Consider the following 22,622-nt stretch of genomic DNA (forward strand, 5'->3'; position numbering starts at 1 on the left):
ATCACCAGAGGGCGGGGTCGTTCGCGTCCACGGCGAAAACGGAACCGTCCGGGGAGGTTCCGTACACGGCCGTGCCGAGGACCACCGGAGCGGGCAGCGACGAGGCGTGGCTGAGTTTCCCCGCCCTCAGCCGTGGACGGGTCTGTCCGAGCAGCGTGCCGTGTTCCGTGTCGACGGCGAGCAGCCGCCCGTCGGCCGCGGAGAAGTACAGCCGGTCGCCCTCTCCGAGGACGGGTGAGGACGTGAGCCCGACGGCCGTCTCCAGGCGCCACCGTTCCGCCTTCCCGCTGCCCGGCCGGATCCCGACGGCCAGCAGTGTGCCGCCGCGTTCCAGCAGATACGCGGTGTCGCCGTCGAGCACGACCTCCGGTTCGTTCACCCGGAAGGGCAGCGTCGTCCGTGTGGCACTCCGCCGCACCGGGTCGTAGCGCACCAGCCCGGTGGTCTGGGCGCTCTCGTTCATGGACGTGAGGACGAGCACCCCGTCGGATGCCCCGGCCGGGGTGAGTGTCCCGTCCAGCCGGCGCTGCCAGGCGGTGCGCCCGGTCTCCGCCTCGAGCGCCGTGACGAGCGTGGTGGTCCCGTGCGCCGAGTTCTCGAAGACGTACGCGAGGCCCGTCCCGCTCTCGTACAGCGCGTAGCCCGGCTGCCGGTGGCCGGCGACGGTGTGCCGCCAGCGCGACGCGCCGGTCGTGGCGTCGAGGCCCTGCGCGGTGCCGTCCCGCCCGACCATCAGGAGCGTGTCACCGGCGGGGAAGGGGACGTCGAGGTACGCGGAGAGGTCCGCGTCCCAGAGAGCTGTGCCACGGCCGGGGTCATGGGCCCGCAGGGTTCCGCCCGGCACGGCGGTGTACGCCGGTCCGGCGGCCGCCGCTCCCAGTTCGGGGGCCTCCGGCGAGGCGTCCCGGTGAGACCAGATCAACCGGCCGTCCGACGGGTCCAGCCGCGCCGTGCCGAAGCCCGCGGCCACGCAGTACAGGGCGGCGTCCGCGCCCGTCCCCGAGGGGGAGCACGAGGGCGTCGAGCCCTGCGAGGAAGGCAGCGGTGTCTGCCACGGTACGAAAGCCGGCGCGCTCTTCTTCTTCCCCTCGGCCTCGTGCGTGGCCTGGGTCCCGGAACCGTCCCATGCGCCGGACGCCCACACGCAGCCGGCGACCAGAGCGAGCACTCCCCCGGCCACCGCGAGCCGCCGCCCCGTCCGCCGCCCGCGCCTCGCCACGGCAGGCGGCTCCGCCGCCCGTATGTGGGTCGCCGTCTCCTGTGCGGGTTCCCGCGCGCCGGACCCCGCCACGGACCTGACGGAGGGCGGACGCCGCTGTGCCGGTACGAACGCCGTGGCCTCGTACGACGGGGGGTGCAGCGCCGCCATGATCTCGTCCGGGGTGGGACGCTCCGCGGGATCCTTCGCCAGGCACCGCCCGACGAGCGGAGCCAGATCGGCGGGCACCCCGGCCAGATCGGCCTCGTCGTGCACCACCTGATAGGCCACGATGTACGGGCTGTCCGAGTCGAAGGGCCCCCGGCCGGTCGCCGCGTGGACCAGCACCGCGCCCAGCGCGAACACATCCGCGGCGGGGCCGACCTCGCGCGGCCTCTGGAACTGCTCGGGCGCCATGTACGGGGGCGAGCCGATCAGCTTTCCCGTCTCGGTGCGCAGATCACTGTCGTAGGGCCGGGAGATCCCGAAGTCGATGACCTTGGGGCCGGAGTCGGGGAGCATCACGTTGCTCGGCTTGAGATCGCGGTGAATGACCCCGGCCCGGTGGATGTCACGCAGCGCCTCGGCCAGCCCCGCCGTGAGCCTGCGCAGCGCGGCCGGGCTCATCGGCCCGTTCCGCTTCACCTGCGCGGAGAGCGTCGGGCCGGGCACGTAGAGAGTGGCCATCCAGGGCAGTTCGGCTGCCGGGTCGGCGTCCACGACCGGCGCGGTGAACGCGCCGCTGACCCGGCGGGCAGCCGCGACCTCCTGCCGGAAACGTGCCCGGAACTCGGGGTCCGCCGCATGCTGGCGGTGCACCACCTTGACCGCGAGCTGCAGCCCGGAGGCGGAGCGCGCCAGGTGCACCACACCCATGCCGCCCGCACCGAGACATGCCTCGAGCCGGTACCGCCCGGCGTACTCAGGTTGTTCCGCTTCCGGATGCGATCCGGTACCTCGCAGCGGCGGCACCGCCCACCCCCGTGTGTTCGTCCGCAAGCGCGACGCACGGAGCCTAGTCGATGGTGAGTGCGAGAGGGGTGGGGCTTGTTAGCCTGCGCGTCGTACGCATCGTTTTCAACGGGGGAGGCCCTCATGGGCGTTGGAGAGAACACCGGCATCACCGACAGTGCGGCGGCGGACGACCAGGGGGTGACGACGCTCGCCGCGAGCGTCGTCAGATATCCCATCGCTCCGGGCTACCGCGTCAACGTCCGCAAGGGTCCCGGCACGCAGTACGGGATCGTCAGGACGCTGCCGTACGGGATGAGCGTCCCGGTCTACTGCCAGAAGCCGGGGGAGTGGATCAGCGGCCCGTACGGCACGACGAACCTCTGGGACAACATCGCCAGCGGCGAGTTCGTGTCCGACGCGTACGTGCACACGGGCAGTGACGGCTACATCGCCCCGCGCTGCGACTGACACGCACAGCGCTCGCCCGGGGATAATCGATTCCGTGAGCGAGAACAGCGAAGCATCCGGCACGCCCTCAGGCAGCACGACGTCCGGCGGCAGCACGCCGGGACCGCAGCCCGAGCCCCTTCGTTTCTTCGGTACGACCTGGGTCGACCACGACGGTGGCTACGGGCTGCGGCGGGCCGGCGCGGCCGTCGGCTCGCTCGCGGCAGCCGTCGCCTCGTGCTTCGTCCTGCGCTTCGCCTACGAGGGCCTGGAGATCGCCGAGGTCGGCAGCCTCGTGGGCATGCTCGTGGTCCTGATGTTCGCGGTGTGCAGCGCCATCGCCTTCCGCAGGACCTGGGACGGGTTCAGCCGCCGTCCCGCCGACCCGTCCCGTGAGGACAGCCTGCGCGGCCTCAAGTCCATCGGCTTCATCGGCTCGCTCCTCGCGTACTTCTTCCGCTCGCTCCTGGAGGCGCCGGGCGAGAAGCTCCGGCGCACGGAGTACGAGACGGCGCTCGCCCAGTACGTGAAGCGCCGCTCGACCCGCACGGGCAACCCGGCGGCCCGCAGGAGCGCCAAGGGCAAGCGCACCGGGCGGAAGTAGCGCCCGCGGAAACCGCTCCCGCGTACGCCGGGGCAGAGGCACGATGAACCCATGTCCTCCGCCCGAGCCCTCTCGTTCGACCGTGCCGCCGCCCAGTATGCGGCGGCCCGCCCCGACTACCCGCCCGCGCTCTTCGACGCCGTCGAGGAGCTGGCGGGGCGTCCTCTGCGGGGCGCCCGCACCGTCGACGTCGGCGCCGGAACGGGCATCGCCACCCGGCTGCTCCATGCCCGGGGCGCCAGGGTCACGGCCGTGGAGCCGGGCCCCGGAATGGCTGCCGAACTGCACCGGACGCTTCCGTCCGTACCGATCGTGCGGGGCGACGGCAACCGTCTCCCTCTGGCCACCGCGTCGGCCGACCTGATCACCTACGCACAGTCGTGGCACTGGACGGACCAGGAACGCTCGATGCCCGAGGCGTTCCGCGTCCTGCGTCCCGGAGGCGCACTGGCGCTGTGGTGGAACGTCTCCGACCACGCCGTCCCGTGGATCGCGGGCCAGGACACCCGTCTGCGTCGCCACCTCGGCGCCGACGACAGCGCGCACGGCTCGTCGCCGGCGTCCCCGGTCCCCGGCAGCCGCTTCCGGGAGCTGCCCAGGCCGGCCGGCAGCACCTTCGCGCAGCGCCTGCTCCCCTGGTCCCGGAAGGTGCCGGTCGACACCCACCTCGCCAACCTCGCCAGCCATTCCGCGTTCCTCGTGCTCGGCACGGCGGGCGAGGAGGCAACCCGCCGTTTCCTCGCCGCGGAGCGGGGCCACCTCGCAGGGCTCTTCCCGGACGGCACGGTCGAGGAGCGCTATGTCGCCGACCTCATCGTGGCGATCAGCTGACCGTGCCGGTCTCCTGGTCCCGCCGTGCATCGTGGGCCTCGGCCCATCCCTCCAGAGCGGCCGCACACGCGTGGTCGGTGTGCCGGAGCCCGGCCAGATCCAGCTCCACAACCCGGTCGCGCGGCAGGGCGTCCAGGGCGTCCAGCAGTTTCGGAAGCCGCAGGAACGTGGCAGTGCCCGCCACCCGGACCCGCAGCACACCACCGACGCCCTCCTCCATCTCCACATGTACATGGCTGATGTCCCAGGCGGTCTTGGCGACGGCCAGCACCAGTCCGACCACGACCCCCTCGAACAGGCTTGTCGCCACGATCGTCCCGGCCGTCACCCCCAGCACCACCGCCTCACCACGGTGCTCACGCCACAGCGGCACCAGTGTCCGTACGGGAATGAGCTTGTAGCCGGCGTGGACGAGTACGCCCGCCAGGGCCGCCACCGGAATGATCCCCAGCGCGATGGGCAGGGCCGCGGCGAAGAGCAGCAGCCACACACCGTGCAGGATCCGGGATGCCTTCGTCCGCGCGCCGGCCTGCACATTGGCGGCGCTGCGCACGATCACGGCGGTCATCGGCAGGGCGCCCAGCACTCCGCACACCGCGTTGCCCGCGCCCTGCGCGATCAGCTCCTTGTCGTAGTCCGTCCGCTTCCCGTTGTGCAGCCGGTCCACCGCCGCCGCGCTGAACAGTGACTCCGCCGAGGCGATCAGGGCGAACGCGAGGACGGTGCCGAGGACCCCGGCTTCGAGAAGCCGCGCCCACTCGGCGATCCCCGGCGGCTGTACGGCGTCGAGCAGGCCGTTCACCTCCAGCCGGTGCACCGGCAGACCGAACACCGCGGTGGCCCCGGCCGCGAGTCCCACCGCCACCAGCGGCGCGGGCACCACACGCGCCGCCCGCCGCCACTTCGGCCAGAGCGTCAGTACGACGACGGTCCCCACCCCCAGCGCGACGGCCGGACCGGACACCCCCTCGCCGAGCAGGAGGCCGGGCAGCCCGGCGATCTTCTGCCCCATGGAGCCCGGAGCCGTCGCGTCGGCGAGCACGTACACCTGACCGGAGATCAGGACCAGTCCGATCCCGGCGAGCATCCCGTGCACCACGGCGACGGACACGGCACGGAACCACCGTCCGAGCCGCATGACGCCCAGGGCCACCTGCAGTGCGCCTGCGGTGAGGACCAGCACCCCGAGGGCGCCGATCCCGTAGAGCGCGACCGCCTCGTACACCAGCACGGTCAGCCCGGCCGCGGGACCGCTGACCTGCAGGCTGCTGCCCGGGAGCAGCCCCGCGACGATTCCTCCGACGATCCCGGTGATCAGTCCGAGCTCGGCCGGCACGCCCGAGGCGACGGCCACGCCGACGCACAGGGGCAGGGCAACGAGAAAGACGACGAGTGAAGCGGTGAAGTCGGCGCGAGAGACCGGGATGCCACGCAAGAGAAGGTGCCTCCGTCGGCAGTGTGCGGTGAGAAGCATGGGCGCAGTACGGGATGGAACAGAGCGGAACGGGGTGGAACGGGAGGGGACCACTCATACCGATCACGCCCCGGGCCGACTGCGCCCGACGCCACGCCGATCCCTTGACGCGGGACCTCCGACGGGACGAAAATTCATCACATGATGAATTCTCCGTACGGTGCGGGAGCCGGGCGCGCGCCCACAGCCGCACCCGCCGCAGCAGCCGCCGTCGAAGCCCGCGCCCTCACCGTCGAACGAGGCGACCGCACCGTCCTCCGAAGCCTCGACTTCGCCGTCGAGCCCGGCCGGATCACCGGACTCCTCGGCCCCTCGGGCTGCGGGAAATCCACACTCATGCGCTCCGTCGTCGGCACCCAGGCCAAGGTCGCCGGCACCCTCGACGTCCTCGGCCGCCCCGCGGGGCACCCCGCACTGCGCCCCCGCATCGGCTACGTCACCCAGGCCCCGTCCGTCTACACCGACCTCACCGTCCGGCAGAACCTGGACTACTTCGCGGCCGTCCTCCGGCCGGGACGCAGCCACCGGGACGCCCGCGGGGAAGCCGTCACCCGCGCGATCCAGGACGTCGACCTCACCACCCACGCCGACGCCCTGGCCGGGAACCTCTCCGGTGGCCAGCTCAGCCGCGTCTCCCTCGCGGTCGCCCTGCTCGGCACACCCGAACTCCTGGTCCTCGACGAACCGACCGTGGGTCTCGACCCCGTACTCCGCCGGGACCTCTGGAACCTCTTCCACACCCTCGCCGCCGACCGGGGCACCACGATCCTCGTCTCCTCCCACGTCATGGACGAGGCCGAGCGCTGCCACCGGCTGCTGCTCATGCGCGCGGGCGAGATCCTCGCCTCCGACACCCCCGAAGGCCTGCGCACCCGCACCGGCTGCGCCACCGTCGAGGAGGCCTTCCTCCACCTCGTGGACGAGGCCGCCACCGCCACCCGCCAGGAGACGACCCGATGAGCACCACAGCCCCAGCGCCCACCCCTCAGCTACTGAGCCCCGCCCGCACCCTGGCCACCGCCGCCCGCGTCCTGCGCCAGCTCCGGCACGATCCCCGCACCATCGCGCTGCTGCTGATCGTCCCGGTCCTGATGATCACGCTGCTGCGCTACGTCTTCGACGGCAGCCCGCAGACCTTCGACGCCATCGGCGCCTCGCTGCTCGGCATCTTCCCGCTCATCACGATGTTCCTGGTGACCTCGATCGCCACGCTGCGCGAACGCACATCGGGCACCCTCGAACGTCTCCTCGCGATGCCCCTGGGCAAGGGAGACCTGATCGCCGGCTACGCACTCGCCTTCGGCGCGGTCGCCGTCGTCCAGTCCCTGCTGGCCACGGCACTCTCCGTGTGGGTGCTCGGCCTGGACGTCGTCGGATCGCCCTGGCTGCTGCTCCTGGTCGCCCTGCTCGACGCGCTGCTCGGCACGGCGCTCGGCCTGTTCGTCTCGGCCTTCGCCGCCTCCGAGTTCCAGGCGGTCCAGTTCATGCCGGCCGTGATCTTCCCCCAGCTGCTCCTGTGCGGACTGTTCACCCCGCGCGACCAGATGCACCCCGTCCTGGAAGCCGTCTCGAACGTCATGCCGATGTCGTACGCCGTCGACGGGATGAACGAGGTCCTCACCCACACCGACATCACCGCCGACTTCTTCCGCGACATCGTGATCGTCGCGGGCTGCGCCCTGCTCGTCCTCTGCCTGGGCGCGGCCACCCTCCGGCGCCGCACCACCTGAGTCCCCGAGCTCTCGGCTTCGCTCGAGCAGGGGAGACCCCATCGCGTCGACTCCTTCCTCCGCCTTGCAGCTGCACGCACCGGACCCCGCTGATCCGGCCTGATCCAGACGAGAGGCCCTGAGCGCCCGGTGCGAGGATGGCGGCAACGACGAGAACCGCCACCCGGAGGGTGAAACCGCATGACCCAGACAGTCGCAGTCCTCGGTACAGGAAAGATCGGCGAGGCTCTGCTCAGCGGCATGATCCGGGCGGGCTGGCGCGCCGCCGATCTCCTGGTGACCACACGGCGCTCCGAGCGTGCCGAAGAGCTCCGCACCCGCTACGGCGTCGAGTCCGTCACCAACGCCGAAGCAGCCAAGAGCGCGGACATCCTCATCCTCGCGGTCAAGCCGCAGGACATGGGCAAGCTCCTCGACGAACTCGCCCCGCACGTCACCGCCGACCGTCTCGTCATCACCGCCGCAGCCGGAATCCCGACGGCGTTCATCGAGGAGCGCCTCACCGAGGGCACCCCGGTCGTACGTGTCATGCCGAACACCCCCGTCGTCGTGGACGAGGGCATGTCCGTGATCTCCGCCGGCAGCCACGCCGCCCCCGGACACCTCGCCCACGCCGAGGCGATCTTCGGCGGCGTCGGCAAGACCCTCCGCGTCCCCGAGTCCCAGCAGGACGCCGCCACCGCGCTCTCCGGCTCCGGACCCGCGTACTTCTACTTCCTCGTCGAGGCCATGACCGACGCAGGCATCCTGCTCGGCCTGCCCCGTGCCCAGGCCCACGACCTGATCGTCCAGGCCGCCATCGGCGCCGCGATCATGCTCCGGGACAGCGGTGAACACCCGGTCAAGCTCCGCGAGGCCGTCACGAGCCCGGCCGGCACCACCATCAGCGCCATCAGGGAACTGGAGAACCACGGCGTACGAGCCGCCCTCATCGCCGCACTCGAAGCAGCCCGCGACCGCAGCCGCGAGCTCGCCTCCGGCAACGGCTGAGACCGGCCGCGCTACTTCACCGCAGCGACCAGCTCCGCACTGCGCACCACGCTCGCGAACCCACCGCCGTGCAACGTCACGGCGGTGGCCCGCGCCAGCTCGTCCGCGCCCAGGGCCCATCCCCACGGCCCCACCGCGTCGAAGGTGTACGTCGCATCGAAGGCGAAGAACACCTCGTACCCGAGATTGCCGCCCATGCGCGCTGTCGTCTCCGCACACATGTTGGTCTGAATCCCGGCCACCACGATCTGCCGCACCCCGGCCTCCCGCAGCCAGGCATCCAGATCGGGCGTCCCGTAGAAGGCGGAGTTCACCGATTTCGTCAGCAACAACTCCGACCCGTGCCCCTTTCCGCGACGCTCCTCCACGTACTCCTTGAACGCATTGCCCGAATAGCCCACCCGCAGGGGCGAGCCCGGCTCGGTCGAGTCATGCCGCACGAACACGACGGGCCGGCCACTCGCCTGCCAGGCATCGATCAGCCCCGCGATGTTCGTGTCGGCATCCGGATTGTTCCGCGGTCCCCAGTACGCCTCCTCCTCGAAGCCCTGCTGCACATCCACCACGACCAGCGCTGCGTTCCCTGAGATCTCCATGCCCCCACTCTCCGTCCACGGGCGACCCTCTCCCAGAGCTCGGAAAGCCATCGATCGATGCTTTACTGCCAAGGTGACCGCGTCGCCGAACCGCCCCGCCCGCATCGCCCTGGTCTCGTTCCCGGGAGTCCGGGCGTTCGACGTCTCCGTCATCACCGAGGTCTGGGGTGTGGACCGCACCGACCGCGGTGTCCCCGCCTTCGACCTGCGCCGCACCGCCGCCGCCCCTGAGCCCATTCCGCTCCGCGGCGGTCTGTCCCTCACCCCGGACCGGACGCTGACCTGGCTGTCCCGCTGCGACCTGATCGTGGTGCCCGGCCTCGACGACCACCTCACCCCGGCCCCGACCGCGGTGCTCGAAGCGCTGCGCGGAGCCCATGCGCGGGGCACACCCATCGCCGCGCTCTGCGGCGGCGCCTTCGCGCTTGCGCAGGCGGGGCTGCTCGACGGCCGCCAGGCCGTCACCCACTGGGACCTCACCGACCTCCTCCATGCCCATCACCCCCAGGTCACCGTGGTGCCGGATGCCCTCTTCCTCCGCGACGGGAACATCTGGACCTCGGCGGGCACGGCGGCCGGCATCGACCTCTGCCTCCATCTGGTCCGCATCACCCATGGCGCCGAAGCCGCGGCGGCGATCGCCCGTTCGATGGTCACGGCCCCCTTCCGGACCGGAACCCAGGCCCAGTTCATCGAGCACCCCACCCCGGAGTCCGACCGGGACGCCGACACGCTCGCCTCGGTCCGGGCCCATGCGCTGGCCCATCTGGCGGAACCGCACACCGTGGCCACCCTCGCGACCCGAGCCGGCATGTCCGCACGCACCTTCGCCCGTCACTTCCAGGCCACCACCGGGACCACCCCATTGCGCTGGCTGATCACGCAGCGCATCGCCGCAGCCCAGAAGCTCCTCGAACGCACGGACCTCCCTCTCCCGGAGGTGGCCCGCCGCACGGGGTTCGGCAGCGAGGTCACCATGCGCCAGCGCTTCGCGGCGCACCTCTCCACCAGCCCGCGCGACTACCGGAAGGCCTTTCGCGACGCAGGGGCCGAGCCGGAGGTTGACACCACCCGTACGGATCCGTAGTGTGCTCCGAGTTGTCCGACGTGAGCGCCGACCCCGGTCGGTCCCCGGACAGCCATTCCGTAGTGACCACAAGAAACGGGCGACCTTTGTCGCATGTTTTCTGTGTGCATGTTCGGAATGAGGAATCCACGTTCGAAGGAACGATGACCCGATTAGCGTCGGGGCCCCGGATTCCGCTAAAGTCTCACTCGTCGGAACGGCCCAACAGCCGCGAAGACAAGCCCCGCTGACTGGGAATCAGGCCCGAAAGGATCTGATAGAGTCGGACTCGCCGGAAAGGGAAACGCGAAAGCGAAGAACTGGAAAGCGCAGTAACAATTCTCCTGCTTCGCAGGGGGCCCGCTTCGGCCGGGAATCGGACACGAAAGAGTCTGATAGAGTCGGAAACGCAAGAACGAAGGGAAGCGCCCGGAGGGCCCCGGTGAAACGGGACCGAAGGAAGCGTCCGTTCCTTGAGAACTCAACAGCGTGCCAAAAGTCAACGCCAAATTTGTTGATACCCCGGCCCACTTCGGTGGGTTGGTGGTTCCTTTGAAGTCCTACTGGCCCATGTGGCGGGTAGGCAACATCAGCGAGGACGCTGTGGATGACCAGCCCTATTCCGGTTGGTTGTCCCGCTCTTTTATGGTGCTCTCCCGATTACGGGAAAACATTCATGGAGAGTTTGATCCTGGCTCAGGACGAACGCTGGCGGCGTGCTTAACACATGCAAGTCGAACGATGAAGCCCTTCGGGGTGGATTAGTGGCGAACGGGTGAGTAACACGTGGGCAATCTGCCCTTCACTCTGGGACAAGCCCTGGAAACGGGGTCTAATACCGGATAACACTCTGTCCTGCATGGGACGGGGTTAAAAGCTCCGGCGGTGAAGGATGAGCCCGCGGCCTATCAGCTTGTTGGTGGGGTAATGGCCTACCAAGGCGACGACGGGTAGCCGGCCTGAGAGGGCGACCGGCCACACTGGGACTGAGACACGGCCCAGACTCCTACGGGAGGCAGCAGTGGGGAATATTGCACAATGGGCGAAAGCCTGATGCAGCGACGCCGCGTGAGGGATGACGGCCTTCGGGTTGTAAACCTCTTTCAGCAGGGAAGAAGCGCAAGTGACGGTACCTGCAGAAGAAGCACCGGCTAACTACGTGCCAGCAGCCGCGGTAATACGTAGGGTGCGAGCGTTGTCCGGAATTATTGGGCGTAAAGAGCTCGTAGGCGGCTTGTCACGTCGGATGTGAAAGCTCGGGGCTTAACCCCGAGTCTGCATTCGATACGGGCTAGCTAGAGTGTGGTAGGGGAGATCGGAATTCCTGGTGTAGCGGTGAAATGCGCAGATATCAGGAGGAACACCGGTGGCGAAGGCGGATCTCTGGGCCATTACTGACGCTGAGGAGCGAAAGCGTGGGGAGCGAACAGGATTAGATACCCTGGTAGTCCACGCCGTAAACGTTGGGAACTAGGTGTTGGCGACATTCCACGTCGTCGGTGCCGCAGCTAACGCATTAAGTTCCCCGCCTGGGGAGTACGGCCGCAAGGCTAAAACTCAAAGGAATTGACGGGGGCCCGCACAAGCAGCGGAGCATGTGGCTTAATTCGACGCAACGCGAAGAACCTTACCAAGGCTTGACATATACCGGAAAGCATCAGAGATGGTGCCCCCCTTGTGGTCGGTATACAGGTGGTGCATGGCTGTCGTCAGCTCGTGTCGTGAGATGTTGGGTTAAGTCCCGCAACGAGCGCAACCCTTGTTCTGTGTTGCCAGCATGCCCTTCGGGGTGATGGGGACTCACAGGAGACTGCCGGGGTCAACTCGGAGGAAGGTGGGGACGACGTCAAGTCATCATGCCCCTTATGTCTTGGGCTGCACACGTGCTACAATGGCCGGTACAATGAGCTGCGATGCCGCGAGGCGGAGCGAATCTCAAAAAGCCGGTCTCAGTTCGGATTGGGGTCTGCAACTCGACCCCATGAAGTCGGAGTTGCTAGTAATCGCAGATCAGCATTGCTGCGGTGAATACGTTCCCGGGCCTTGTACACACCGCCCGTCACGTCACGAAAGTCGGTAACACCCGAAGCCGGTGGCCCAACCCCTTGTGGGAGGGAGCTGTCGAAGGTGGGACTGGCGATTGGGACGAAGTCGTAACAAGGTAGCCGTACCGGAAGGTGCGGCTGGATCACCTCCTTTCTAAGGAGCATCTAGGTTCTCTTCGGGGAATCCAGAGACCATTTCGTCGGCAAATGTTCGACGGTGGTTGCTCATGGGTGGAACGTTGACTATTCGGCACGACAGGTTGTTTTTGCGAGTACTGCTTCGGCGTGGAAAGTGAGAGGGATCGGTCGGGTCGGGCACGCTGTTGGGTATCTGAAGGTATGGCCGTAAGGCTGCCTTCGGTTGCCGGCCCCAGTGCACTCGTTCTTCGGAACGGGGTGATGGGTGGCTGGTCGTTGTTTGAGAACTGCACAGTGGACGCGAGCATCTGTGGCCAAGTTTTTAAGGGCGCACGGTGGATGCCTTGGCACCAGGAACCGATGAAGGACGTGGGAGGCCACGATAGTCCCCGGGGAGCTGTCAACCAAGCTTTGATCCGGGGGTTTCCGAATGGGGAAACCCGGCAGTCGTCATGGGCTGTCACCCACTGCTGAACACATAGGCAGTGTGGAGGGAACGCGGGGAAGTGAAACATCTCAGTACCCGCAGGAAGAGAAAACAACCGTGATTCCGGGAGTAGTGGCGAGCGAAACTGGATGAGGCCAAACCGTATGCGTGTGATACCCGGCAGGGGTTGCGCATGCGGGGTTGTGGGATCTCTTTTTCATGGTCTGCCGACTGTGAGACGAGTCAGAAACCGTTGGTGTAGGCGAAGGACATGCGAAAGGTCCGGCGTAGAGGGTAAGACCCCCGTAGCTGAAACATCAACGGCTCGTTTAAGAGACACCCAAGTAGCACGGGGCCCGAGAAATCCCGTGTGAATCTGGCGGGACCACCCGCTAAGCCTAAATATTCCCTGGTGACCGATAGCGGATAGTACCGTGAGGGAATGGTGAAAAGTACCGCGGGAGCGGAGTGAAATAGTACCTGAAACCGTGTGCCTACAAGCCGTGGGAGCGTCGCTGTATGTGCTTGCACATGCAGTCGTGACTGCGTGCCTTTTGAAGAATGAGCCTGCGAGTTTGCGGTGTGTTGCGAGGTTAACCCGTGTGGGGAAGCCGTAGCGAAAGCGAGTCCGAATAGGGCGATTTAGTAGCGCGCTCAAGACCCGAAGCGGAGTGATCTAGCCATGGGCAGGTTGAAGCGGAGGTAAGACTTCGTGGAGGACCGAACCCACCAGGGTTGAAAACCTGGGGGATGACCTGTGGTTAGGGGTGAAAGGCCAATCAAACTCCGTGATAGCTGGTTCTCCCCGAAATGCATTTAGGTGCAGCGTCGTGTGTTTCTTGCCGGAGGTAGAGCACTGGATAGGCGATGGGCCCTACCGGGTTACTGACCTTAGCCAAACTCCGAATGCCGGTAAGTGAGAGCACGGCAGTGAGACTGTGGGGGATAAGCTCCATGGTCGAGAGGGAAACAGCCCAGAGCATCGACTAAGGCCCCTAAGCGTACGCTAAGTGGGAAAGGATGTGGAGTCGCAGAGACAACCAGGAGGTTGGCTTAGAAGCAGCCACCCTTGAAAGAGTGCGTAATAGCTCACTGGTCAAGTGATTCCGCGCCGACAATGTAGCGGGGCTCAAGCGTACCGCCGAAGTCGTGTCATTCCAGCACATACCCCCAACGGGGGCTGGGATGGGTAGGGGAGCGTCGTGTGCCGGGTGAAGCAGCCGCGGAAGCGAGTTGTGGACGGTTCACGAGTGAGAATGCAGGCATGAGTAGCGATACACACGTGAGAAACGTGTGCGCCGATTGACTAAGGGTTCCTGGGTCAAGCTGATCTGCCCAGGGTAAGTCGGGACCTAAGGCGAGGCCGACAGGCGTAGTCGATGGACAACCGGTTGATATTCCGGTACCCGCTTTGAAACGCCCAATACTGAATCAGGCGATGCTAAGTCCGTGAAGCCGGCCCGATCTCTTCGGAGTTGAGGGTAGTGGTGGAGCCGATGAACCAGACTTGTATTAGGTAAGCGATGGGGTGACGCAGGAAGGTAGTCCAGCCCGGGCGGTGGTAGTCCCGGGGTAAGGGTGTAGGCCGTGTGGCAGGTAAATCCGTCACACATTAAGGCTGAGACCTGATGCCGAGCCGATTGTGGTGAAGTGGATGATCCTATGCTGTCGAGAAAAGCCTCTAGCGAGTTTCATGGCGGCCCGTACCCTAAACCGACTCAGGTAGTCAGGTAGAGAATACCGAGGCGTTCGGGTGAACTATGGTTAAGGAACTCGGCAAAATGCCCCCGTAACTTCGGGAGAAGGGGGGCCATCACTGGTGAGGGAACTTGCTTCCTGAGCTGGGGGTGGCCGCAGAGACCAGCGAGAAGCGACTGTTTACTAAAAACACAGGTCCGTGCGAAGCCGTAAGGCGATGTATACGGACTGACGCCTGCCCGGTGCTGGAACGTTAAGGGGACCGGTTAGTGCACTTTCGGGTGTGCGAAGCTGAGAACTTAAGCGCCAGTAAACGGCGGTGGTAACTATAACCATCCTAAGGTAGCGAAATTCCTTGTCGGGTAAGTTCCGACCTGCACGAATGGCGTAACGACTTCTCGACTGTCTCAACCATAGGCCCGGTGAAATTGCACTACGAGTAAAGATGCTCGTTTCGCGCAGCAGGACGGAAAGACCCCGGGACCTTTACTATAGTTTGATATTGGTGTTCGGTTCGGCTTGTGTAGGATAGGTGGGAGACTTTGAAGCGGCCACGCCAGTGGTTGTGGAGTCGTCGTTGAAATACCACTCTGGTCGTGCTGGATGTCTAACCTAGGTCCGTGATCCGGATCAGGGACAGTGTCTGATGGGTAGTTTAACTGGGGCGGTTGCCTCCTAAAGAGTAACGGAGGCGCCCAAAGGTTCCCTCAGCCTGGTTGGCAATCAGGTGTTGAGTGTAAGTGCACAAGGGAGCTTGACTGTGAGACCGACGGGTCGAGCAGGGACGAAAGTCGGGACTAGTGATCCGGCAGTGGCTTGTGGAAGCGCTGTCGCTCAACGGATAAAAGGTACCCCGGGGATAACAGGCTGATCTTCCCCAAGAGTCCATATCGACGGGATGGTTTGGCACCTCGATGTCGGCTCGTCGCATCCTGGGGCTGGAGTCGGTCCCAAGGGTTGGGCTGTTCGCCCATTAAAGCGGTACGCGAGCTGGGTTTAGAACGTCGTGAGACAGTTCGGTCCCTATCCGCTGTGCGCGTAGGAATATTGAGAAGGGCTGTCCCTAGTACGAGAGGACCGGGACGGACGAACCTCTGGTGTGCCAGTTGTCCTGCCAAGGGCATGGCTGGTTGGCTACGTTCGGAAAGGATAACCGCTGAAAGCATCTAAGCGGGAAGCCTGCTTCGAGATGAGTATTCCCACCACCTTGAGTGGTTAAGGCTCCCAGTAGACGACTGGGTTGATAGGCCAGATGTGGAAGCCCGGTAACGGGTGGAGCTGACTGGTACTAATAGGCCGAGGGCTTGTCCTCAGTTGCTCGCGTCCACTGTGTTAGTTCTGAAATAACGAACGGCCGTGTTTTCATCCGGTGTTGGTTAATTTCATAGTGTTTCGGTGGTCATTGCGTTAGGGAAACGCCCGGTTACATTCCGAACCCGGAAGCTAAGCCTTTCAGCGCCGATGGTACTGCAGGGGGGACCCTGTGGGAGAGTAGGACGCCGCCGAACAATTATTCCGGGAAAGCCCCGTGCCCTTGTGGCACGGGGCTTTTCTGCGTTCAGAGCGTCTAGGGTCGGACCATGCGCTACGAACTGGTCATCTTCGACAACGATGGTGTGCTCGTCGACAGTGAGCCGATCTCCAACACCGTCCTAGCCGGCTACCTCACCGAGCTCGGTCACCCCACCTCGTACGAGGAGTCTGTCCGCGACTACATGGGTGCCGCAGTCCACCGGGTGCACGATCTGGTGGAGGAGCGGACGGGTCAGAAACTGCCCGCGGACTTCGACGAGGAGCTGCACCGCCGGACGCTCGCCGCGTTCCAGGAAGAGCAGATCCTCGCGGTGGACGGGGTCGAGGAGCTGCTGGGCGAACTCGTCGCCGACGGGGTGGCGTACTGCGTCGCCTCGTCCGGGAGCCACCGGAAGATCGCGGCCGGGCACCGGAAGCCCGGGCTCGACCAGTGGTTCGAGGAGGAGTGGATCTTCAGCTCCGAGGACGTCGGGCGGGGTAAGCCGGCACCGGACCTGTTCCTCCACGCCGCCGAACGGATGGGCGTCGCCCCCGAGCGGTGTGTCGTGATCGAGGACAGTCCGCTCGGCGTCGAGGCGGCCCGTGCCGCGGGGATGGACGTGTACGGATTCACCTCGATGATGCCGGCGGACCGGCTCGTCGGGGTCACCGGGCACTTCTCCGACATGTCGCAGCTGCCCAAACTGCTTGCCTGATCGATCTACCCAGGGGTAGATCGATGGCTCTACGCTCGCGGCCATGACGGATGCGCGGTTGCGGCACGGCAGGGCTTCTCTGGCATTGAGCTTCCTGGTGCAAGGGGTGACCTTTGCTCTGCTCGTGACGCGCATCCCCGCGATTCAGGACCGGTACGGGATATCCGACGGGCTGCTGCCCGCCTTCCTGGCCGCTGTGCCGATCCTCGCGGGGGTCGCCAGCGTGGCCACCGAGAAGGTGGTCGCGCGGGTGCGGCCGGGGATCGTGCTCAGGTGGGCGCAGCCCGTCGTGCTGCTGGCGCTGCTGGGTGTGGGTGCGGGCACCGAGTTGTGGCAGGTGGCCCTGGCGCTCGGTGCGTTCGGGCTCGCCGTCGGTGCGCTGGACGCGTCCATGAACATGATGGGTGTGAGCCTTCAGCGGGCGTACGGGCGCAGCATCATGCTCGGGTTCCATGCCGCCTACAGTCTGGGCGGCATAGCCGGGGCGTCCATGGCCTGGGCAGGCGCGCACTGGGATATGTCGTTGCTCCTGTCCTACCTGCCGGCCGTGGTCGTCCTGCTGCCCGCTGCGCTGCTGGGGAGCCGGTGGTACGCGGAGGGGAAGACGGCGCAGGAAGTGGCGGCGGGTCCGGGGAAGGGCGGTTCCGTCCCGTTCAAGCTGCTGATGCCGCTCTGTCTGGTGATGGCCTTCGCGTACATCGGGGACTCCACGGTCTCCAACTGGAGTGCGAAGTACCTGCAGGACGTGCTGGGCAGTTCGGAGCAGCTGGCGACCGTTCCGTACAACGTCTACATGGTGACCACGCTGCTGGGTCGCGCGGTGGGGGACCTGGGGGTGAGGCGGTTCGGGGCGGTGGCCGTCGTGCGGTTCGGGAGTGTGCTGGCGGCGGGGGGCTTCGGGGTGGTTGCCGTGGCGCCCGGGGCGTGGTGGGGGATGCTCGGGTTCACGATGCTGGGGCTGGGGCTCTGTGTGATCGTGCCGCAGACCTTCGCTGCCGCGGGACGGATGTTCCCGGGGGCGAGCGATGTGGCTGTCGCCCGGCTGAACGTCTTCAACTACGTGGGGTTCCTGGTCGGATCGCCGTTGGTGGGGGGCCTCGGCGACGCGTGGAGCTATCGGGGCGCGATGCTCGTACCGATGGTGCTGGTTCTTGCGACGCTCGTGTATGCCCGGTCGTTCGGCTCGGAGCCCGCCCGATACGGTGGCGGGCATGAGCGGGCGCGCGCGGCTGATGTGGGATGACGCAGTATCGGGATACGACTTCGGTGACAGTCATCCCATGGATCCGGTCAGGCTCGACCTGACGATGGGGCTGGTGCGGGCTTTCGGGCTCGATTCAGCGGTGGACGTGAGATCGGCCAAGGCCGCCGGTGCGTCCACCCTGCGGCTGGTGCACCGCGAGGACTATGTGGCGGCGGTACGGGCCGCCTCCGCGGATCCTGCGGCGGCCGACCAGTCGTACGGACTGGGGACGGTGGACGATCCAGCTTTCGCGGGGATGCACGAGGCGTCCGCGCTCATCGCCGGGCTTTCGGTGGGGGCCGCGGAGGCGGTGTGGCGCGGGGAGAGTGCGCACGCCGTGAACTTCACCGGTGGGCTGCACCATGCGATGCCGGGAGGTGCCGCAGGCTTCTGCATCTACAACGATCCCGCGCTGGCCATTGCCCGGTTGCTGGAGCTGGGGGCCGAACGGGTGGCGTACGTCGATGTGGACGTCCACCACGGGGACGGAGTGCAGGCCGCGTTCTGGGAGGACCCGAGGGTGCTGACCGTGTCGCTGCACGAGCATCCGCGGACGTTGTTCCCGCAGACCGGGTGGCCGGAGGAGACCGGTGGCGGGGCGGGTGAGGGCGGTGCGGTGAACGTGGCGCTGCCCGCCGGTACGGGGGACGCGGGGTGGCTGCGGGCGTTCCATTCGGTGGTGCCCGAGCTGCTGGCGGACTTCCGGCCGCAGGTGCTGGTGACCCAGCACGGGGCCGACACGCACTTCGAGGATCCATTGGCCCATCTGGCGGTGTCGCTGGATGCGCAGCGTGCGGTCATGGCGTCGTGTCACGAGCTCGCCCACGAGTACACGGACGGCGGGCGCTGGGTGGCGCTCGGCGGCGGCGGGTACGCGGTGGTCGATGTGGTTCCGCGGTCCTGGACGCATCTTGTGGGGATCGCGGCCCATGCGCCGGTGGACCCGGAGTCGGTGATTCCGTCGTCGTGGCGGGACGAGGTCTACGCCCGGACGCGGCAGTTGGGTCCGGCCCGGATGACGGACGGCCGTACCCCGTCGTGGCAGTCGTGGGACGCCGGGTACGACCCGGCGGACCGGCTGGACCAGGCGGTGCTGGCGACCAGGCGGGCGGCGTTTCCGCTGCGAGGGCTGCTGGCCTGAGTACGGGTTACGCCAACGGTGGGGCGCAATCGGGGTTTTGGTGCTGCGGTGTGCCCGGTGCGGGAGCATCGGGAGGGTGTTGAGCACCGGGGCGCTGCGCGCCCATCTGCTGGCGGCCAGGCTGGCCGGGCCTGTGGCCACTTCGCGGCAGAACAGTCTGCAGAGCTACCGGCTCTTCGCGGCGAGGGATCCGCGCGTGATGCTGGGCCTCGATCCGGACCGGGTCTGGGGCGAGCGCGACCTGTTGCGGCTCATGGCGGAGAAGTGCGGCGTGTCGGACGATCCTGATCATGTCTCCGGCCTTGATGTGATCGACCCGGAGCGGACTCTGGCAGGTTTGGACGCGTTCGCGGAGCGGCTCGGGGCGGCTGCGGAAAGGCGGGCTCCGGTGCTGTTCGGGACCGGTCATCCGCACCGGCTGCTCGGGTTCTACGCAGGGCTGGCAGACGCCTTGTCGGCGGCAGGGTGCGCTGTGCTCACCCCCGCGCAGGGCCGATGTATCGACATAACGACCCGGTTCGGCGTACGTACGTACAACCTCGACTACGTACGGGGAGTCGCGCTGGTGCGCGAACCGGGCGTGCGGTCCCCCGGTGGTGCGACCGGCGCACACACCCATTCGCCGCTGCCGGTTCGGGCCGTGCTGGAGGGGATCGTGGAGACCTGCGGGGCTCTGCCCGAGCTGGTGGTCGGGGACCATGGATGGGTCTGCGGGGCAGGTCAGCTGGGCATCGAGGCCATCGGTCTCGCCGATACGGATGATCCCGCGCTCTTCGTGGGCGAGGCCGAGGGGCGGGTGTCCGTCGCCGTTCCGCTTGATGACGCCGTGCGGTCGGACTACTACCGCCCGCTTACTCGCTATGTACTCAATCGGGCGTGTCTGTCACAGTAGGCGGCCTGTCGTCTCACCTCTTCCCCACTCGCATCACCCGCCCCTAATCTGGGGAGTGAGCGCACAACGACGAAGAGTCACCGGAGGGGAAGCCGGTGCGCGTCTCGTGCGGAAGGTACAGGTGGGTCATGGCTGCTGGCAGCGAGAGGCCTCTCAACGAGGTCAAGTTTCTGACCGTGGCGGAAGTCGCCTCGGTCATGCGAGTGTCGAAGATGACCGTGTACCGCTTGGTGCACAGCGGTCATCTGCCGGCGATCCGGGTGGGCAGGTCCTTCCGGGTCCCGGAGCAAGCGGTTCACGAGTATCTCCGCGAGTCCTTTGTGGGGGTGGAGTCAGCCTGACGTTGCCCTCGGATTACGCCCCTCACCCAGTGGCGGGTAGGCTAGGCCGACGTAGGTCGTGTGGGCCCAGACGCCCCGCACCAGTGAAGAAGAAGTGAGCGAGGGTAGTCGTGGGCTCTGTTATCAAGAAGCGGCGTAAGCGGATGGCCAAGAAGAAGCACCGCAAGCTGCTCAAGCGCACGCGCGTTCAGCGTCGCAACAAGAAGTAGGCGAACGCAGTTCGTGCATCCGAAGCCCTTCCGCCGTTCCGGCGGAAGGGCTTCGGTGTTTTTCCGGCCATGACTTCGGCAAAGCCCGCCATGGGGTCATCACAGGGCAACATCCACCGGCTACGGTGACGGCCAGGGGAAGACCCCGCTCGACGAACGAACGACGGAAGGCGCTGATCTTGGGGAAGATCGTGCTCGTCACAGGAGTGGCCCGGCAGCTGGGGGGCCGCTTCGTACGGCGTATCCAGCGCGATCCCGGTGTGGACCGGGTGATCGCCGTCGACGCGGTCGCGCCGGAGCACCAATTGGGTGACGCCGAATTCGTCACGGCGGACATCAGGCAGCCCGCGATCGCCAGGGTCCTCGCCGAGCACTCGGTCGACACGGTCGTTCATCTGGATGTCTCGGGGAAGGCGCTCGGCGCCGGCGGCCGGACGACGGTCAAGGAGACCAACGTCATCGGCACCATGCAGCTGCTGGGTGCCTGCCAGAAGTCACCGACCGTCCAGCGGCTCGTGATCAAGTCCAGTACGAGCGTGTACGGCTCCGCGCCCCGCGACCCCGCGGTCTTCACCGAGACGACCCCGCCCAAGTCGTTGCCCAGCGGGGGCTTCGCCAAGGACGCGGTGGAGGTCGAGGGGTACGTACGCGGCTTCGCCCGCCGCAGGCCGGACGTCGCCGTCTGCGTGCTGCGGTTCGCGAACATCCTGGGCCCCGCGCCGGACTCGCCGCTTGCCGACTACCTGGCCCTGCCCGTCCTGCCGACCGTCTTCGGGTACGACCCGCGGCTGCAGTTCGTCCATGAGGACGACGTCATGACGGTCCTGGAGATCGCGGCCCGCGAACCGCGGCGCGGGACCCTGAACAGCGGCACCTTCAACATCGCGGGTGACGGCGTGCTGCTGCTCTCGCAGTGCTCGCGGCGGCTGGGCCGGCCGACCGTTCCGGTGCTGCTGCCCGCCGTCACGTGGGTCGGCTCGGCGCTCCGCACGATCGGTATGACCGACTTCTCGCCGGAACAGATCCGGCTGCTCACCCACGGCAGGGTGGTCTCGACCGTGCAGATGCGCGAGACGCTGGGTTTCCGCCCCAGGTTCACGACCGCGGAGACCTTCGCCGAGTTCGCGCGCAGCCGTGGACCGGGGCTGCTGCCGCCCGAGTTGATGAGCAGGGCCGTCGGGCGGCTGGCGGACCTGCCTTTCGCCGGGGGGCCGGTCGGGGGCGGGACCGATGCGACACATTCGACTCACGGCGCCAGGTAGAGGAGCGCGACCGACGATGGCGGACGCCAAGGTCATTCCGTTCGACGACGACCGTTCGCGCTCAGGCGCTGCGCGGCGCAGGAGCGTGCTGCCGGGGAGCGGGCGGGGCCAGGCCCCGGCCGGCCCCGGTGCGGCGCCTGTGAGCGCCCTGCGGGGATCACAGGCGCCCGCGGTGGACGCGCAGGAGGCCGCGCCTCCGGAAGAGGCGCACGAGGTCTCCGGGCGCGCCGGCTGGGACCGGCGGATCGCGGGTGGGCTCGCGTTCCTGCGACGGCGCGTCACGGGCGACTACGACGTCGACGAGTTCGGCTACGACAAGGAGCTGACCGACCAGGTCCTCATGTCGATGCTGCGGCCCCTCGCGGACACGTACTTCCGGGTCGAGGTGAAGGGCATCGAGAACATTCCGTCGGACGGCGGAGCGCTCATCGTCGCGAACCACTCGGGAACGCTTCCGCTGGACGGGCTGATGCTCCAGGTCGCGGTGCACGACAACCACCCGGCCGAGCGGCACCTGCGGCTGCTCGCCGCCGATCTGGTCTTCATGCTGCCCGTGGTCAACGAGCTGGCCAGGAAGGCCGGGCACACGCTGGCGTGTGCGGAGGACGCGGAACGGCTCCTGCAGCGCGGCGAGGTCGTCGGGGTGATGCCGGAGGGCTTCAAGGGCATCGGCAAGCCGTTCGGCGAGCGGTACAAGCTGCAGCGCTTCGGGCGGGGCGGCTTCGTGTCGACGGCGCTGCGGGCCGGGGTGCCGATCGTGCCGTGCTCGATCGTCGGCGCGGAGGAGATCTATCCGATGATCGGCAACTCGAAGACGCTGGCGCGGGTCCTGGGCGTTCCGTACTTCCCGATCACGCCGACGTTTCCGTGGCTGGGACCGCTGGGTGCGGTGCCGCTGCCGACGAAGTGGACGATCCAGTTCGGGGAGCCGATTCCGACGGACGGGTATCCGCCGGAGGCGGCGGAGGACCCGATGCTGATGTTCAACCTGACGGACCAGGTGCGGGAGCAGATCCAGCACACGCTGTACAAGCTGCTCGTGCAGCGCAGGTCGGTCTTCTTCTGATGCAGCGCATGTGAAGGGGGGGCCGTCCGGATCCGGACGGCC

The 22,622-nt window shown here is 67.2% G+C and carries 18 protein-coding genes and 3 rRNA genes; 18 read left to right on the top strand and 3 right to left on the bottom strand.

Features of this window, described 5'->3' with window-relative positions; translation table 11 throughout:
* Position 1 precedes the first annotated feature (1 nt).
* On the bottom strand, positions 2-2,170 hold the full coding sequence (locus OG844_RS28945; protein WP_406394219.1) for a protein kinase domain-containing protein: 2,169 nt from the start codon (positions 2,168-2,170) through the stop codon (positions 2-4).
* 123 nt (positions 2,171-2,293) lie between these two features.
* Between OG844_RS28945 and OG844_RS28950 the strand changes: the two genes are divergently transcribed.
* Genes OG844_RS28950 through OG844_RS28960 form a run of 3 tightly spaced genes read left to right on the top strand, consistent with a single transcriptional unit; the run spans position 2,294 to position 4,034 of the window.
* On the top strand, positions 2,294-2,620 hold the full coding sequence (locus tag OG844_RS28950) for an SH3 domain-containing protein (RefSeq protein ID WP_329209836.1): 327 nt from the start codon (positions 2,294-2,296) through the stop codon (positions 2,618-2,620).
* 34 nt (positions 2,621-2,654) lie between these two features.
* A complete protein-coding gene (locus tag OG844_RS28955; protein WP_406394220.1) occupies positions 2,655-3,203 on the top strand; it encodes a hypothetical protein in 549 nt (182 codons plus the stop codon).
* Between the two features lie 51 nt (positions 3,204-3,254).
* A complete protein-coding gene (locus tag OG844_RS28960; RefSeq protein ID WP_406394221.1) occupies positions 3,255-4,034 on the top strand; it encodes a class I SAM-dependent methyltransferase in 780 nt (259 codons plus the stop codon).
* Here OG844_RS28960 and OG844_RS28965 read toward each other — a convergent pair.
* Positions 4,027-5,508, bottom strand: a complete 1,482-nt coding sequence (locus OG844_RS28965; protein WP_406394222.1) for a SulP family inorganic anion transporter — start codon at positions 5,506-5,508, stop codon at positions 4,027-4,029. The two genes, OG844_RS28960 and OG844_RS28965, sit on opposite strands and share 8 nt — an antisense overlap.
* Positions 5,509-5,649: 141 nt before the next feature.
* Here OG844_RS28965 and OG844_RS28970 point away from each other — a divergent pair, with 141 nt between their 5' ends.
* The 3 genes from OG844_RS28970 (at position 5,650) to proC (ending at position 8,228) form a co-directional block, all read left to right on the top strand.
* Positions 5,650-6,468, top strand: a complete 819-nt coding sequence (locus tag OG844_RS28970; RefSeq protein ID WP_406394223.1) for an ABC transporter ATP-binding protein — start codon at positions 5,650-5,652, stop codon at positions 6,466-6,468.
* Positions 6,465-7,238, top strand: coding sequence for an ABC transporter permease (locus tag OG844_RS28975; protein WP_406394224.1), 774 nt, complete (start codon positions 6,465-6,467; stop codon positions 7,236-7,238). The genes OG844_RS28970 and OG844_RS28975 overlap by 4 nt, the downstream gene beginning before the upstream one ends.
* 180 nt (positions 7,239-7,418) lie before the next feature.
* Positions 7,419-8,228, top strand: coding sequence for a pyrroline-5-carboxylate reductase (gene proC, locus OG844_RS28980; protein ID WP_385612145.1), 810 nt, complete (start codon positions 7,419-7,421; stop codon positions 8,226-8,228).
* Positions 8,229-8,239: 11 nt separating this feature from the next.
* Here the strand turns inward: proC and OG844_RS28985 are convergent, their stop codons facing one another.
* Entirely contained in the window at positions 8,240-8,824 is a 585-nt protein-coding gene (locus OG844_RS28985; RefSeq protein WP_406394227.1) for a cysteine hydrolase family protein, read from the bottom strand.
* A gap of 103 nt (positions 8,825-8,927) precedes the next feature.
* Here OG844_RS28985 and OG844_RS28990 point away from each other — a divergent pair, with 103 nt between their 5' ends.
* From OG844_RS28990 to OG844_RS29045, 12 genes are all read left to right on the top strand, one after another.
* A complete protein-coding gene (locus tag OG844_RS28990) occupies positions 8,928-9,911 on the top strand; it encodes a GlxA family transcriptional regulator (protein ID WP_406396294.1) in 984 nt (327 codons plus the stop codon).
* A 652-nt stretch (positions 9,912-10,563) separates the two neighbouring features.
* Positions 10,564-12,089 (top strand): 16S ribosomal RNA (locus OG844_RS28995).
* Positions 12,090-12,385: 296 nt separating this feature from the next.
* Positions 12,386-15,510: ribosomal RNA gene (locus tag OG844_RS29000) — 23S ribosomal RNA — on the top strand.
* A 79-nt stretch (positions 15,511-15,589) separates the two neighbouring features.
* Positions 15,590-15,706: ribosomal RNA gene (gene rrf, locus OG844_RS29005) — 5S ribosomal RNA — on the top strand.
* The 16S, 23S and 5S rRNA genes sit together here, the layout of an rRNA operon.
* A gap of 72 nt (positions 15,707-15,778) precedes the next feature.
* Positions 15,779-16,426 carry an HAD family hydrolase gene (locus OG844_RS29010; RefSeq protein ID WP_406394228.1) on the top strand — a complete coding sequence of 216 codons (648 nt, stop codon included), beginning with the start codon at positions 15,779-15,781 and terminating at the stop codon, positions 16,424-16,426.
* A 43-nt stretch (positions 16,427-16,469) separates the two neighbouring features.
* Positions 16,470-17,669, top strand: coding sequence for an MFS transporter (locus OG844_RS29015; protein ID WP_406394230.1), 1,200 nt, complete (start codon positions 16,470-16,472; stop codon positions 17,667-17,669).
* Positions 17,638-18,810, top strand: coding sequence for an acetoin utilization protein AcuC (locus OG844_RS29020; RefSeq protein ID WP_351181506.1), 1,173 nt, complete (start codon positions 17,638-17,640; stop codon positions 18,808-18,810). The genes OG844_RS29015 and OG844_RS29020 overlap by 32 nt, the downstream gene beginning before the upstream one ends.
* Positions 18,811-18,886: 76 nt before the next feature.
* Complete coding sequence (locus OG844_RS29025) at positions 18,887-19,702, top strand: phosphatase (protein WP_406394231.1); 816 nt, start codon at positions 18,887-18,889, stop codon at positions 19,700-19,702.
* Positions 19,703-19,830: 128 nt separating this feature from the next.
* Complete coding sequence (locus OG844_RS29030) at positions 19,831-20,043, top strand: helix-turn-helix domain-containing protein (RefSeq protein WP_014046653.1); 213 nt, start codon at positions 19,831-19,833, stop codon at positions 20,041-20,043.
* A gap of 110 nt (positions 20,044-20,153) precedes the next feature.
* On the top strand, positions 20,154-20,252 hold the full coding sequence (locus OG844_RS29035) for a 30S ribosomal protein bS22 (protein WP_003948845.1): 99 nt from the start codon (positions 20,154-20,156) through the stop codon (positions 20,250-20,252).
* Positions 20,253-20,431: 179 nt separating this feature from the next.
* Positions 20,432-21,514, top strand: a complete 1,083-nt coding sequence (locus OG844_RS29040; protein ID WP_406394233.1) for an NAD-dependent epimerase/dehydratase family protein — start codon at positions 20,432-20,434, stop codon at positions 21,512-21,514.
* 16 nt (positions 21,515-21,530) lie between these two features.
* Positions 21,531-22,580 (top strand): lysophospholipid acyltransferase family protein, encoded by a 1,050-nt coding sequence (locus OG844_RS29045; RefSeq protein WP_406394234.1) that lies wholly within the window; start codon positions 21,531-21,533, stop codon positions 22,578-22,580.
* The last annotated feature ends 42 nt before the right edge of the window (positions 22,581-22,622 follow it).

The organism is Streptomyces sp. NBC_00887 (assembly GCF_045207585.1).

Coding starts and splice junctions, on each gene's coding strand:
- OG844_RS29045 (WP_406394234.1), top strand. CDS start 21,531: ATGGCGGACGCCAAGGTCATTCCGTTCGACGACGACCGTTCGCGCTCA.
- OG844_RS28960 (WP_406394221.1), top strand. CDS start 3,255: ATGTCCTCCGCCCGAGCCCTCTCGTTCGACCGTGCCGCCGCCCAGTAT.
- OG844_RS28950 (WP_329209836.1), top strand. CDS start 2,294: ATGGGCGTTGGAGAGAACACCGGCATCACCGACAGTGCGGCGGCGGAC.
- OG844_RS28975 (WP_406394224.1), top strand. CDS start 6,465: ATGAGCACCACAGCCCCAGCGCCCACCCCTCAGCTACTGAGCCCCGCC.
- OG844_RS29030 (WP_014046653.1), top strand. CDS start 19,831: ATGGCTGCTGGCAGCGAGAGGCCTCTCAACGAGGTCAAGTTTCTGACC.
- OG844_RS28985 (WP_406394227.1), bottom strand. CDS start 8,824: ATGGAGATCTCAGGGAACGCAGCGCTGGTCGTGGTGGATGTGCAGCAG.
- proC (WP_385612145.1), top strand. CDS start 7,419: ATGACCCAGACAGTCGCAGTCCTCGGTACAGGAAAGATCGGCGAGGCT.
- OG844_RS29015 (WP_406394230.1), top strand. CDS start 16,470: ATGACGGATGCGCGGTTGCGGCACGGCAGGGCTTCTCTGGCATTGAGC.
- OG844_RS29010 (WP_406394228.1), top strand. CDS start 15,779: ATGCGCTACGAACTGGTCATCTTCGACAACGATGGTGTGCTCGTCGAC.
- OG844_RS28965 (WP_406394222.1), bottom strand. CDS start 5,508: ATGCTTCTCACCGCACACTGCCGACGGAGGCACCTTCTCTTGCGTGGC.
- OG844_RS28970 (WP_406394223.1), top strand. CDS start 5,650: ATGATGAATTCTCCGTACGGTGCGGGAGCCGGGCGCGCGCCCACAGCC.
- OG844_RS29020 (WP_351181506.1), top strand. CDS start 17,638: ATGAGCGGGCGCGCGCGGCTGATGTGGGATGACGCAGTATCGGGATAC.